The sequence below is a fragment of the Natronomonas aquatica genome (assembly GCF_024449025.1).
Taxonomy (GTDB): Archaea; Halobacteriota; Halobacteria; order Halobacteriales; family Haloarculaceae; genus Natronomonas; species Natronomonas aquatica.
In genome coordinates this window covers 67,893-80,501 of record NZ_JAHLKM010000011.1, presented here as the reverse complement: position 1 = coordinate 80,501, position 12,609 = coordinate 67,893, and the positions used below count along the sequence as shown (strand labels likewise).

Below are 12,609 nucleotides of genomic sequence, written 5' to 3'. Positions count from 1 at the left end.
CGAGGTAGCCGTCCACGTTCAAATCGACGCCGAGAACCACTCCGTTCTCGGTCTGCTCGTCGCCAGAATTAGCCGGGGCGACTTGTTTCTCGACTGCGACGTGGAGGTAGTACGTGCTGTCACGCTTGTGCAGCGTGGCTTCCTTGCGTTCCCAGTCATCCGTCCAATACTCCCCGAAGGGTGTCCCCGCATCGTCTTCGGGCATGACCAACTCGGCGGTCACACGATCGCCAACCGTGGCGAGGGTAACGTGGTCGTCGTGATAGGTGATGGTACGCCCATTATACACGACAACTGAGCCTCGGAACTCGGGCTTGCTTGCCTTTTTGCCGTCTTCGAGGATGCGGTCTTTGCAGTTGCCGAGTGCGGCGGCGGCGAGGTTGCGGGCGGATTGGACGAGACTGGCTTGCAGACTTGTCTGCTTCCGAACAGCGGTGTAGGTCTGTTCGTGGAGCGTGTTTTTCGTATCCGTGATTTGAGTGGGGTCGTCGCTCCATCCAGTGTCAGCGACGTGTTGGGCCGCTTGGCGGAATTGCTCGAACGTCTCATCGAGAACACTGTGAGCGTCCTCGGGAACGTCGAGCTTTAACTGGATGTTCCTGACGACCTGCATACTTCATTAGTATGCCTGGAAATAGTTGAAAGCATTTGTTAGACGTTGGGGAGTCGACCTTGCCATCGCGGTGGTTTGTGTCATCGAGTGTCGGCTTCCTCCCCGACCTCAAGGGTCGGGGTATCCGCCTCCAATCTCTATGAACTGGATCGCGGCCGCCGGAGGTCTCTGCCGATGACGGCCTGTCAGTACTGCGGCGAGTCGGCCGACGAGACGTATCGGCTGTCAATAGAATGACAGACAGAGGAACCAAGCGACGACGAGCCGGTAATGTTCGACGGTCCTGCGCGGACCGTCCACCGCGACCCTGCCGACGTGTGCGTCGGCCCCGAACTGGCGTCGAACGCCAGCGGGAGAGTGGTCGCTGACGACTATAGTAGTCGGTAGAAGTCAGTACAGATCCACTCGCGAGTGTCGGGCCAGCGTGGCTATCGCTGGCCATCCTGCTGTGAGTGGTGTGTAAACAGCTCTACTGACTACTATAGCTCGAATCTCCTGCCGGGGGCGGCACCCACCGATACCGGCCGCCAGTTCGGAGAGCTGGAGAGTTGTTTCGGGTGCAGTTGACCCCGCCGTTGACTTGGAAGTACGGGCCGACTTCGACGACAACACCATGTGCAAGGAACTCGCAGACGCCGTCGGCGAGCGGATTGAGTCCGACTGCCACGAGCCGGCCCACTTCGGACACAGCGATGGTACCAGGATGATTGTGTTTCCTACGCCGAATCAACCTACTGATTAAGTCGCTGGCACTCGTAAGAATACTGTGTCGATTCCCTCGCTTTCGGGCATGCTAGCCAGCGAGCGACTGGCGGTTCTCTCGGGATACACTAGGCGGCTACTATCGCCACCGCTTCCCGGCGACGGACTACTTATTGTCGGTTTCGCTGAAGGCGTTATTGGTTGGTCACTGTCCTGGCTTCTCGTGTCGAACCCGTCGCTTGCTCCGTTTGGCTTCCTTGAAAGTGTCGTTCTGCTATGGATCGCTCTCACTGCCGGTATCGTCGTTGTCGGTACCGTTTACACTGCACCGACGGTTCGGCGCAACCGCATATGGCTCGTCTGGGCGGGACTGAACGCCTCGGCGGTAAGTATCAATATTGCGGCTATACTCGGTTTGTTTCCCGGGCCGTTACAGGGTGAGCCGTTCGTCGCCGATTTCCTCGGATCTGGCTACTGGCGACCCTGGTATCTCGTGCTTGGCCTCGGTTACCTCTCGACCGCCTTCTATAATTGGTCGAATCCGCAACTCCGCAGGAGCGAGCGAGCCGTATACGCACTCGGCGGCGTTGCGTGTCTGGCCGTCCTCTCGCCGTGGCCGTCCCTGCCACAACCGGTGGGGGTAGAGCTGTTTCTCCTCGGCGGGCTTCTCCATACGATCCCGATGGGATTCGACGTTATCGCCGATATCGTGCTTATTGTTCGGCGAACTGGCTGATGGTCAGCCGATGATTGATTAGGCTGTATACTGAACTGGGAACATGTACGACACTATCGTTGTGCCGACGGACGGTAGCGAGGCGGCCGGGGAAGCCGCCAATCACGGCATGCGTCAGGCCGCTGCTCACGACGCCCGACTGGTGTTTCTTGCCGTCGTCGAGATGTCCGGAACAGCGGCGCCGGAAGTTCGTGACGGCGAGGCGGTTGAGGATCAGCGTGCGACTCGGCGCAGTGAGGTTGAGTCGCTGGTCGCGGAAGCCAACTCGGCTGGCATCGACGCCGAGGGCGTCGTCGAAACGGGCACCCCTTCGCGGGTCATCCTCGAACAAGCGTCAGCTCACAGCGCTGATCTCATTATTATGGCCACCAGCGCCCGCTCCGGTGTCGGGCGGTTTCTGTACGGAAGCGTCACCGAGCAGATCATCCGCGAGGGCAACACACCGGTGCTCGCGATACAGCGCTAACGCGTGTCACACTTTCGCGTGAGGGTGGTAACCGGGCGGATTGGTGCCGTCCTCGTCGGGATCCCACGCGGTATTCAACTCCTCACAGAGCTCCTGAAGCTTCGGCCGTCGATACTCCATACCGGGAGCCGATGCCCTAATACCGGTAGCGGCCGGAACGTCGGACGTGGAATCAGACGATCCGACGGTCGTGTGCGTCCTGGCGGTGACGGCCGAGGATGTCCTGACGGCGCTGGAGGCCAACGCACGCCGGAACGCCGGGGCCGTGCTCCGGGTGACGCCGCCGTTCAGCGGTCGAATGCGGGCCCGCCTGCACCTCGAGGGGACCGAACGCGAGTACGAGGACCCGCCGCCGCTGCACGTTCCGCCGGAGCGGTTCGTCCGGACCGTTCCGCCGTTCCCGACCCCCGACGAGACGGCGGACGAACTCCGATCGGACCCGAGCGCGACGTATTCGCGGGCGCGGCACCGGGAACGCCACGAAAACGCCGTCGAGGTCTGGCGGGAGCGGATCCGCGAGTCCCTCCTCGAAGAAACGACGATCCGAACGCCGGCCGGCGCACGAACCGTCCGCGTCGCCGTTCTGGGGTAAACCGACCGCCCGGGACAATACCACGATCGTACGGAAACCACCCAGCGGCGTCGATGAAACGTCTCCGTCGATATACGGCGGTCGTGAAACGTCCCGGGGCGGCAAGCAACGCGCGTGAAACGTGTGAAACCGACCGAATACTCTGGCGGTTATTAGTGTATACCGCTCCTGTCTTCGATCGAGATGACACCCTCCACACCGACGAACGATCGACGGGCGCCGACGTCCGCCTCGCTCCCGGCGCCGATCAGGGCCGGCGCGTTCTGGGCGGCGGTCCTGTTGCCGTTCTGTGCGCTCGGGTTGCTGGCGAGTGGGCTCTCCTCGCCGGTCGAGTACGCCGCCTTCGTTTCGCTCGTCGCCGTGAACGTCCTCGCGCTGATCGCCGGTCACGATCACGGCGCCGAGTGAACGCCGATCGGGCCGATATCCGCCGAGTCTCTAGCCCTCCGACGCCTCGAGACGGCTGGCGAAGATCGGAACTCGACCTTTCGACATCGATTTCCCGTCCAAGGGGAAGGAACAAACCGGGTTATCCGGCCGGCTTCCCGGCGTCGCGTTCGCGTTTGAGCGCCCGGAGCAGGTCCTCTCTGGCGATGATCCCGAGCAGCGCGTCGGCTTCGTCGACGACAGGGAGGCGGTTGATATCGCGCTCATCGTCGGCCAAAAGCGCGAGCAACTCGTCGACGTCGGCTTTCGGCCCGACCGTTACGACGTCTTCGGTCATCACCTCGCTGACCGGCCGGCCGGCGTTTCGGGCGAGATCGATCCCCAGATCGAGTTCGTCCCACGAGAGATCGATAGCGTAGGTAAGCGACTCCAGGAAGGGCGGGAAACCGATAGGGATCCACAGCGTCCGATCGGAGGGCTGGAAGAGATCGACGAGATCCCCCTGGGTGACGATCCCGACGACGAGGCCGTCCTCGGTAACCGGAAAGCCGTTGAACCCGGCACGGGCGAGCCGGCCGAGCACTTCGCCCACGTCGTCGTCCGGCGAGACCGTCTCGACGTCGCGGGTCATGATATCGCGAGCGTGCATAGGGGCCGTTGCACACCGCGTCGCATAGCCTTTGGGCTCCGGCCCGAGCCACGAACCTTTTACTCCGACCGCCCCAGGCGAGGGTATGGAGAGTCTCAACCGGATGGCCGTCGAGTTGGTCGACGAGGCGATCGACTTCGCCGACGAACTCGCGATCGAGGTCCACGAGTTGGACAACGGCGCGGTCGTCCCCGACTTCGGCGTCGAGGCCGTCGGCGGGATCGAGGCCGGGTTGCTGTTGACCGAGATCCAGACCGGCGGCCTCGCGACGGTACAGACGGGGATGGGAACGGTCGGGGACGCCCCACGAACCCACGTCGAGGTGTCGACCGATCACCCGGCGATGGCGTTTCTGGCGGCCCAGAAGGCCGGCTGGGAGCTTTCGGTCGAGGGCTTCGAGGGGCTCGGGAGCGGGCCCGCCAGAGCGCTCGTCGCCGAGGAGGAAGAGTACCAGCGGATCGGCTACCGGGACGCCGCAGATTTTGCCGTGCTGGCGATCGAAAGCGAACAGCTGCCCGACGAGGCGGTCGCCGAACACGTCGCAGAGCGGGCCGGCGTTCCGACCTCGAGTGTCTTTTTGCCGACGTTTTCGACGGCGAGTATCACTGGCAGCGTCGCGCTGGCGGCGCGGGCGGGCGAACTCGCCGCGTTCCGGCTCTCGGAACTGGGCTACGACCCGCTCGATACCCTCTCTGTGAGCGCCTCGGCGCCGGTGGCTCCGGTCGCGGGAAGCGACGACGTCGCGATGGCGCGGACGAACGACGCACTCGCCTACGGCGGGGAGGTTCACATGACCGTCGAGGAGCCGTTCGATCGGTTCGACGAACTCCCGTCGACGGCCGGCGCGGAGTTCGGCGTCCCCTTCGCCGAGATCTTCGAGGCACACGGCTGGGAGTTCTACGACGTTCCGGTCGAAGTGTTCGCGCCGGCACAGGTCACGGTCGATATCGTCGGCGAGGGTGTCGAGATCCTCGGTGGAACGGAGGAGGGGCTCCTCGAGGAGAGCTTCGGGATCGAGTAGGGGCGAGAAGACGGCTGGAAGATCGGCTGTGAGGCCGCGGCTCGCCGCGTTCGGCGACATCCAAACCGTTTATACTGCGCCGACGGAAACCGATTGGTATGCCGAAAGAGCAGAACGAGGTTCGCGATCTCCAGGAAGGAAACTACGTGATGATCGACGACGTCCCGTCGAAGATCACGTCGTATAGCACCTCCAAGCCCGGAAAGCACGGCAGCGCGAAGGCCCGTGTCGAGGGGACGGGCGTCTTCGACGGCCAGAAGCGAAACTTCACCCAGCCCGTCGACGCGAAGATCTGGGTGCCGATCGTCAACCGCAAACAGGGGCAGGTCGTCTCCGTTTCCGGAAACGACATGCAAGTGATGGATCTTGAGACCTACGAGACCATCACGATGCGTATCCCCGAGGACCTCGACCCCGAATCGGACGACGAGATCGAGTACCTCGAGTTCGAGGGCCAGCGGAAGGTCGTCTGATCGGAGCGATGGCCGAGTTCCCCGGCGCGGAGGCCGCCGAAGCCGACGCAGACTACGCGATCGTCGGCGCGCCGCTGGACGTCTCGACGACGTTCCACCCCGGGGCGCGGTTCGGTCCGGACAGGGTCCGGCGGTTCGCCCGTCCGTTCGACGGGTACGACCGCCGGACCGACCAGCATTTTTCCGAGCTCGTTACCGACGCCGGCGACGTGACCGCGTGGGACGACGTCCCGGCGTACCTGGAGTTTCTGAAAACCCAACTCGCCGACAACCGCGACGATGGCCGGGTACCGCTCCTTCTCGGCGGGGAACACACCGTCTCCGTCGCCGGCGTTCGGGCAGCAGACCCCGACGTCTACGTCTGTCTCGACGCCCATCTCGATCTGTACGAAGCATACGCCGGCAACGAACTCTCCCACGCCACGGTCACGAGACACGCCTTAGAGACCGCCGATCGGGCCGTGCTGCTGGGCGCCCGGACCGGCAGCGAGGCCGAGTGGAACCGCGCGAACGAGGCGGACGTGACGGTCGTCCCCCCCGAGGACGTCCCGTCGTGGTCGCCGTCCTTCGACGACGAACGCGTGTATCTGAGCGTCGATATCGACGCGGCCGATCCCGGCTTCGCGCCGGGGACGGGGACCCCGGCCCCGTTCGGTCTGGAGCCGCGAGAACTACGGGACGTCGTCCGGGCGGTCGCCCCCAGCGCCGTCGGGTTCGACGTCGTGGAGGTGAACGACCGCGACGACGGGCAGGCGGCGGCGCTGGCGGGCAAACTGCTCCAGGAGTTCGTCTTCACACACGCCGACGCCGAGTAGTCGGGCGTCGAATACAAGGGCCTGCCCCGGGGAGAGACGGGTATGCAGCTAGCCGAGTTGCGGGATCGGTTGAACGGACGGCTCGATCACGATCGGTTCGCCGACGTCGACGCGAGCGCCAACGGGTTACAGATCGGCGACGGGACAGCGGCGGTCGATCGGGCCGCCTTCGCGGTCGACGGCGCCGTCGCGACCGTCGAGGCCGCCGCCGACGCGGACGCCGACGTGTTGATCGTCCACCACGGGACGGTCTGGGGCGGCCTCGATCGCGTAACGGGCCGGGAGTACGACCGGATCGCCGCCTGTATCGAGAACGGCGTCGCCCTCTACGTTTCACACCTTCCCCTGGACGCCCACGAGGAGTTCGGCAACGCCGCCGGCCTGGCGGCGTTTCTCGACTGTGAGCTACTCGCTCCGTTCGGCGAACACGGCGGCGTCACGATCGGCCATCGGGTTCGGGCGGCCGAACCCTACACGGTCGAAAGGCTCCGGGATCGGCTGTCGGAACTCGATACCGACGGCCGACGCGTCCGGACGCTCGGCTTCGGTCCCGACCGCATCGAGGAGATCGCGATCGTGACAGGATCAGGGGCCGACTGGATCCGCGAGGCCGAGGCCGAAAGCGTCGACGCCCTGGTGACCGGCGAAGGGAAACAGAAAGCGTACCACGAGGCCCGAGAAGCGGGGCTGTCCGTCTTTCTCGCCGGCCACTACGCGACGGAGACGTTCGGCGTCCGGCGGCTGAAACGGCTGGTCGAAGGGTGGGGAATCGAAACGACGTACCTCGATCACCCGACCGGGCTCTGATCGTCGGCCGGGACCGCGACGGCCGTCTCGAGCGGGCGGGACCACGACAGCCCAGAAGAGAACGTATTTGGGTAGACACGCATTTATATCATATCTCGTTAACATAAAATGAATTGTTGGTGGTATAGCATATCGGCATTCGCGACCGACAAGGGCGTCGTAGACGCGATCGAGGTCGGCGCGCCTGACGCTTCAGTACCGGACACCGGCGTTATAGCGAACGTTTTTTAATCGTGCATGATCCTGTCAGACGTATGTTTGACGGGATCGGTTCCATCGACACGATCAGCACCGTTGAGACGCCGAACAAGATCGCCTACGGCATGGGTGCCGCCTCGGAACTCGCCGACTTCGCCGCCGGGCGGGGGGTCGAATCCGCGCTCGTCGTCACCGACGAGATCGTGCTCGACTCGGGCACCGTCGATCCGGTGTTCGCAGCGCTGGAGGCGGCCGACGTCGAGGTATCGACGTTCGATGGTGTCGAACCCGAGCCGAAGATCAAACTCGCGGTCGCCGCCGCCGACCAACTGGAGTCGGTCGGTGCGGATCTGGTGGTCGGCGTCGGCGGGGGAAGCAGCATGGACACGGCGAAGTTCGCGTCGGCACTGGTCGAACACGACGTCCCGCCGCGGGAGATGCTCGGGATGGGGAACGTCCCCGGGCCGGGGCGGCCGACCGTCCTCTTGCCGACGACCGCGGGGACGGGCAGCGAGGTCTCCCATATCGGCGTGTTCTCCGATTCGAAGGACGGCGGTAACAAAAAGGTCGTCTACTCCGAGCATCTCTTCGCCGACCTGGCGATCGTCGACCCGGAACTGACGCGCACGATGCCGCCGGGGGTCGCCGCGGCGACCGGGATGGACGCGTTGAGCCACGCCGTCGAGTGTTACGTCTCGACCGAACGGACGCCGTACACCGACGCCCTGGCCCGGCGGGCGATCGAGCTGATCGGCGGGAACCTCCGGCAGGCGGTCCATCAGGGACAGCACAACGACGAGGCGCGATACCGGATGAGCCTCGCGGCGACAACCGCCGGACAGGCGTTCGTCAACTCCGGGCTTGGGGCCGTCCACGCGCTCACCTACCCGCTCGGGATCGAACACGGCGTCGGACACGGGCTCGCTAACGCCGTGTTGCTCCCCCACGTCATGCGGTACAACGTCCCCGCCGAACCGGAGCGGTTCGCGGACGTCGCCCGCCTGCTCGAGGGAGGACACGAGACGGAAGCGGGAACGATGGACCGCGCCTACGACGCCGTCGAGGCGGTCGAGAGCCTCAACGAGGACATCGGGATCCCCAACCGCATCCGCGAACTCGGCGAGATCGAGGAATCGGAGTTCGAGAACTTCGCGGAGATCGCCTTCGAACACTCGAAACACAACGTCGACCGGAACCCCCGGAACCTGAGCAGAGAGGACGCGATCGACGTCTATAGAAGCGGGTACTGACCCCGACCGCCGCGGCTTTTTATCACCCCACGACAGCTCACAGCGCCGACTGGATGAACCCGCCGTCGACGGTGACGATTTCACCGCTGATGTACCGGCTCGCGTCGGACGCCAGAAACACCGCCGTTGACGCGACGTCGGCCGGTTCCCCGATGCGGTCGCCGTAGGTGCGCTCGGTCACCTCCCGGTGACGCTCGGTCCCCTCGGCGTAGGCCTCCTCGGTCTGTTCGGTCCGGATGAAGCCGGGACGGATCGCGTTCACCCGCACTTCGGGCCCGAGTTCCCGCGCCGCGACCCTGGTATACGAGTCCGTCGCGCCCTTCGCGGCCGAATAGGCTGCCAGCTCCTCGATCGCCGTCACCGACGACGCCGAAGAGATGTTGATCACGCTGCCGCCGCCGTCGGTCCCGAGCGTCCCGGCGAACGTCTGGACGGCGCGGTGGGGCCCCTTGAGTTGGACGTCGAAGACCGTGTCCCACTCCTCGTCGTCCACGTCCAGGACACCCTTCCGGGCGATGGCGCTGGGGGAGTTCACCAGGATATCGACGCCGCCGAAGGCCTCGCGAACGCTGTCGCGGAGCCTCACGAGCGATTCCCTGTCGGTGACGTCGCAGGTCTCGCGGACGACGTCCGCACCGAGTTCCTCGAGTTCGTCGGCGGTCTCTTCGACCCGTTCGGGCGTCCTGCTCGTGGGCGCGACGTCGGCCCCTTCGGCCGCGAAGGCCCGCGCGATCCCGCGTCCGATACCGCTGGTCCCGCCGATGACGACGGCGCGTTTGTCGGCCACCGTGACGGGTTCGTGCTCGTAGTCGGTCATCGGGTGGAGATCCGAGGCAAACTACTTAGGTATTGTCGTGTTTTTCTCTCTGTTCGAACAGATATGACGTATTTAAATATATTGTTGTTATTTTATATGTAGCGGATAACTGACTCCCGATGTACCGGGCAGGTCGAAGCAAGGCGTTTGTATAACGGTCGGGCGCCGGTCGGTGGTGGTATGGAGCGCCACGGGCGGCACGGGATCCGCGATCGACCGACGGATGTAGAGCCGAATGGCGGCGCATCCGGACCGGCGCGACTACCCGAGACTCCCGATAGATAACACGTTTATTGTTGTTATCGAAATAGGGGTGATCGGCCGGATGCCCGGGGTCGCATCCGGATCACGCGTCCGAACAGTCACAGTGGCCGCGCTCGAGGAGTTCGATGACGTCGAACTGCGTGTTACAGTCCTCACAGACGACCCGGACGTCGACGAGGGTCCGGAAAGGTCCGAGATCGAGCCGGTCCGTCTCGCGGAGCTGCCGGAGCTTCCCCTCGGTGACGGAATCGACCCGGCCGCGGAGCTGCTGGATGTTCGCGACCTCGCGCTCGATCGGATCGGTTTTGTCGGGAGTGTATTCGGCGCCACGGTGTTTCTTGAGGTACGTTCTGATCGCCTGATAGGTGACGAAATCGCTCTCGATAGCGTCGATGTCGACACCCTCACGCTCGAGACGGCGCCGGATCCGGGTCCGGTCGGCGGTAGCGTCCCCATCGGTCAAGAGCCGGTAGATGTTCTCAACTTCCCCGTCGACGAGTCTGACGTTCGCCTCTTCGAGGGCCCGTCGCAGCAGCCGCCGGTTAAAATACGACGCCAGCTCCCGGAGGCTACGGCGGTTCTCGTCGGCGGTCCAGAGCCGCTCGAGTTCGGCCCCTAGCGGCTCGAGTTCCTTCTGGTCGATCAGGCGGGCGACCTTGCTACGGCGGCCGCGTCCCGAACCGGCGGCTCCGTCGGTGTCTCCCATACCGATCTCAGGCGCGGCGGTTGTTAGTATGTTTTGTTCGGGTTTTTATAACAGCTCCAGTATATTTATTTTTCGGCCGATCGAAGCGGTTCTATGCGTCCTGAGCAGACAGCCGCAAAGACGCAGCTTACCGTCCGGAACATCGGGGGGATCGAGACCACCTCGGTCGAGTTCACCCCCGGCGTGACGGTGCTCTCCGGCGAGAACGCCACCAACCGGACCTCGCTTTTGCAGGCGATCATGGCAGCGCTCGGAAGCGACGATATCTCTATAAAGGGGGATGCGGACACCGCTACCGTCGAACTCGAGATCGACGGGGAGACGTACTCCCGGACTCTGACGAGGAAAAAAAAAGGAACGACGGTCGTCGAGGCGGGAGAGGGGGAGGCGTGTCTCGACGATCCGACGCTCGCGGATCTCTTTGCGTTTCTTCTGGAATCCAACGAGGCGCGCCGGGCCGTCGCTACGGACGTGAACCCCCGGGAGATCATCATGCGGCCGGTCGATACCGACGAGATACAGGCCGAGATCGACCGCCTCCTCGAACGACGGGACGATCTCGAGGAGGAACTCGACGAACTCGCGGGCCTCAAGGACCGTCGTCCGGCCCTCGAAGAGCGACGCCGGGAACTCCAAGCCGAAATCGAGCAGACCCGGGCCGACTTGGCAGCCAAAGAGGAGGAACTCGAGGCGCGGGACGCAAACGTCGAGCAGACGCGGGAGGAGAAAGCCGAACTCGAAGAACGGCTCGCGGACCTCCGGGCGAAACGCGCCGAACTCGAGGAGATCCGGTACGAACTCGAGACCGAACGGGAGAGTCTCGAATCGATGCGGGCACAGAAGCGCGAGCTCGACGTCGAGTTCGAGGAACTCCCCGAAGCGCCGGTCGAGGAGATCGACGGACTCGAGGCGCGGATCGACCGCCTGCGCGAACAGAAACGCTCACTCGAATCCGAGATCAACGAGATTCAAAACGTCATCCAGTTCAATCAGGGGATGCTCGACAGCGGGACGGAGGATCCGCTCGACGTACTCGAGAGCGCGGGAGAGGAAAGCGTCACCGGCGGGTTACTCCCCGATGAAACGGTGGCCTGCTGGACCTGCGGCAGCGATGTCTCCCGCGGACAGATCGAGAGCACTGTCGACCGGCTTCGGGAACTCAGCCAGGACAAACTGAGCGAGATCGACGAACTCGAGGGTGAACTCGAGGACCTCACCGGGGAGATCGAGGAACTGAAGGGCGAAAAGAGCCGCCGTGAGCGGCTCAAGCGCCGCCGGTCGGACATAGAGGCGGAGATCGAACGCGGCGAGTCGAACGTCGATCGGCTCACCGACCGCCGCGAGGCGCTCCGAAACGGGATCGAATCGCTCGAATCGGAAATCGAATCACTCGAGGACGACAGCTATCAGGAGATCCTCGACATCCACAGGGAAGCGAACCAACTCGAGTACGAACTCGGGCGGCTTGAGGGGGAACTCGAGGACGTCGAGTCCGAACTTGCGGACGTCGAGGACCGGCTCGACGCCGAAAGCGAACTGCGCTCGCGCCGGCAGGAACTCACCGCGGAGATCGAAGAGTGCCGGACGCGGATCGACCGCATCGAGCGGCAGGCCGTCGAGGAGTTCAACGGCCACATGGACTCGATACTCGAACGGCTGGGATACAGCAACCTCGAACGGATCTGGCTCGAGCGCGTCGAACGCGACGTCCGCGAGGGGCGACGCACGGTCACGAAGCGTGTCTTCGAACTCCACATCGTCCGTCAGACCGATACCGGGGCGACCTACGAGGACACCGTCGATCATCTCAGCGAGAGTGAACGCGAGGTGACCGGCCTCGTCTTCGCGCTGGCCGGTTATCTCGCACACGAGGTCCACGAGGACGTCCCGTTCATGCTTTTGGACTCGCTGGAGGCGATCGACTCCGAACGGATCGCCGCCCTGGTCGAGTACGTCGAGGGGTTCAGCGAGTATCTCGTGGTCGCGTTGCTCCCCGAGGACGCTGCGGCCTTGCCCGAGGGGTACCGACGAATCGAGGATATCTGACCGGCCAGGGGTATCAGCCGACCCCACGGATTCGGGCGGGAGTCGGACGGCGAAGCAAATACGAAAG

At 64.2% G+C, this 12,609-nt stretch carries 14 protein-coding genes; 10 read left to right on the top strand and 4 right to left on the bottom strand.

Going from position 1 to position 12,609, the window contains the following annotated elements; translation table 11 throughout:
* The coding region (locus KM295_RS09795) for a nuclease/transposase family protein (protein WP_472924546.1) at positions 1–613 on the bottom strand (613 nt) is incomplete at its 3' end.
* A gap of 790 nt (positions 614–1,403) precedes the next feature.
* On the opposite strand from KM295_RS09795, the gene KM295_RS09790 reads away from it, so the two are divergent.
* The 4 genes from KM295_RS09790 (at position 1,404) to KM295_RS09775 (ending at position 3,517) form a co-directional block, all read left to right on the top strand.
* Positions 1,404–2,051 carry a hypothetical protein gene (locus tag KM295_RS09790; RefSeq protein ID WP_256029769.1) on the top strand — a complete coding sequence of 216 codons (648 nt, stop codon included), beginning with the start codon at positions 1,404–1,406 and terminating at the stop codon, positions 2,049–2,051.
* Positions 2,052–2,094: 43 nt separating this feature from the next.
* A complete protein-coding gene (locus KM295_RS09785) occupies positions 2,095–2,517 on the top strand; it encodes a universal stress protein (protein ID WP_256029768.1) in 423 nt (140 codons plus the stop codon).
* Between the two features lie 166 nt (positions 2,518–2,683).
* Positions 2,684–3,109: a DUF8009 family protein gene (locus KM295_RS09780; protein ID WP_256029767.1), complete on the top strand. Its 426-nt coding sequence runs from the start codon at positions 2,684–2,686 to the stop codon at positions 3,107–3,109.
* Positions 3,110–3,292: 183 nt separating this feature from the next.
* Complete coding sequence (locus KM295_RS09775) at positions 3,293–3,517, top strand: DUF8028 family protein (RefSeq protein ID WP_256029766.1); 225 nt, start codon at positions 3,293–3,295, stop codon at positions 3,515–3,517.
* A 121-nt stretch (positions 3,518–3,638) separates the two neighbouring features.
* Here KM295_RS09775 and KM295_RS09770 read toward each other — a convergent pair whose 3' ends face one another.
* Positions 3,639–4,145, bottom strand: coding sequence for a CBS domain-containing protein (locus KM295_RS09770; protein ID WP_256029765.1), 507 nt, complete (start codon positions 4,143–4,145; stop codon positions 3,639–3,641).
* An 85-nt stretch (positions 4,146–4,230) separates the two neighbouring features.
* Between KM295_RS09770 and mch the strand changes: the two genes are divergently transcribed.
* From mch to KM295_RS09745, 5 genes are all read left to right on the top strand, one after another.
* A complete protein-coding gene (gene mch, locus KM295_RS09765) occupies positions 4,231–5,166 on the top strand; it encodes a methenyltetrahydromethanopterin cyclohydrolase (protein ID WP_256029764.1) in 936 nt (311 codons plus the stop codon).
* 98 nt (positions 5,167–5,264) lie between these two features.
* A complete protein-coding gene (locus tag KM295_RS09760) occupies positions 5,265–5,639 on the top strand; it encodes a translation initiation factor IF-5A (RefSeq protein ID WP_256029763.1) in 375 nt (124 codons plus the stop codon).
* Between the two features lie 8 nt (positions 5,640–5,647).
* The gene (locus tag KM295_RS09755) at positions 5,648–6,454 is read left to right on the top strand and encodes an arginase family protein (protein ID WP_256029762.1); all 807 of its coding nucleotides are present in this window, start codon (positions 5,648–5,650) and stop codon (positions 6,452–6,454) included.
* Between the two features lie 42 nt (positions 6,455–6,496).
* A complete protein-coding gene (locus KM295_RS09750; RefSeq protein WP_256029761.1) occupies positions 6,497–7,261 on the top strand; it encodes a Nif3-like dinuclear metal center hexameric protein in 765 nt (254 codons plus the stop codon).
* Positions 7,262–7,515: 254 nt separating this feature from the next.
* Positions 7,516–8,709 carry an iron-containing alcohol dehydrogenase gene (locus KM295_RS09745; RefSeq protein WP_256029760.1) on the top strand — a complete coding sequence of 398 codons (1,194 nt, stop codon included), beginning with the start codon at positions 7,516–7,518 and terminating at the stop codon, positions 8,707–8,709.
* 37 nt (positions 8,710–8,746) lie between these two features.
* Here KM295_RS09745 and KM295_RS09740 read toward each other — a convergent pair whose 3' ends face one another.
* Both KM295_RS09740 and rdfA read right to left on the bottom strand, forming a co-directional pair.
* On the bottom strand, positions 8,747–9,526 hold the full coding sequence (locus tag KM295_RS09740; protein WP_256029759.1) for an SDR family NAD(P)-dependent oxidoreductase: 780 nt from the start codon (positions 9,524–9,526) through the stop codon (positions 8,747–8,749).
* Positions 9,527–9,872: 346 nt separating this feature from the next.
* A complete protein-coding gene (gene rdfA / locus KM295_RS09735) occupies positions 9,873–10,496 on the bottom strand; it encodes a rod-determining factor RdfA (RefSeq protein ID WP_256029758.1) in 624 nt (207 codons plus the stop codon).
* 93 nt (positions 10,497–10,589) lie between these two features.
* Here rdfA and KM295_RS09730 point away from each other — a divergent pair, with 93 nt between their 5' ends.
* Complete coding sequence (locus tag KM295_RS09730; RefSeq protein ID WP_256029757.1) at positions 10,590–12,542, top strand: archaea-specific SMC-related protein; 1,953 nt, start codon at positions 10,590–10,592, stop codon at positions 12,540–12,542.
* Positions 12,543–12,609: the final 67 nt, after the last annotated feature.

Coding starts and splice junctions, on each gene's coding strand:
- KM295_RS09775 (WP_256029766.1), top strand. CDS start 3,293: ATGACACCCTCCACACCGACGAACGATCGACGGGCGCCGACGTCCGCC.
- KM295_RS09740 (WP_256029759.1), bottom strand. CDS start 9,526: ATGACCGACTACGAGCACGAACCCGTCACGGTGGCCGACAAACGCGCC.
- KM295_RS09750 (WP_256029761.1), top strand. CDS start 6,497: ATGCAGCTAGCCGAGTTGCGGGATCGGTTGAACGGACGGCTCGATCAC.
- KM295_RS09745 (WP_256029760.1), top strand. CDS start 7,516: ATGTTTGACGGGATCGGTTCCATCGACACGATCAGCACCGTTGAGACG.
- mch (WP_256029764.1), top strand. CDS start 4,231: ATGGAGAGTCTCAACCGGATGGCCGTCGAGTTGGTCGACGAGGCGATC.
- rdfA (WP_256029758.1), bottom strand. CDS start 10,496: ATGGGAGACACCGACGGAGCCGCCGGTTCGGGACGCGGCCGCCGTAGC.
- KM295_RS09770 (WP_256029765.1), bottom strand. CDS start 4,145: ATGCACGCTCGCGATATCATGACCCGCGACGTCGAGACGGTCTCGCCG.
- KM295_RS09760 (WP_256029763.1), top strand. CDS start 5,265: ATGCCGAAAGAGCAGAACGAGGTTCGCGATCTCCAGGAAGGAAACTAC.
- KM295_RS09755 (WP_256029762.1), top strand. CDS start 5,648: ATGGCCGAGTTCCCCGGCGCGGAGGCCGCCGAAGCCGACGCAGACTAC.
- KM295_RS09785 (WP_256029768.1), top strand. CDS start 2,095: ATGTACGACACTATCGTTGTGCCGACGGACGGTAGCGAGGCGGCCGGG.
- KM295_RS09730 (WP_256029757.1), top strand. CDS start 10,590: ATGCGTCCTGAGCAGACAGCCGCAAAGACGCAGCTTACCGTCCGGAAC.
- KM295_RS09790 (WP_256029769.1), top strand. CDS start 1,404: ATGCTAGCCAGCGAGCGACTGGCGGTTCTCTCGGGATACACTAGGCGG.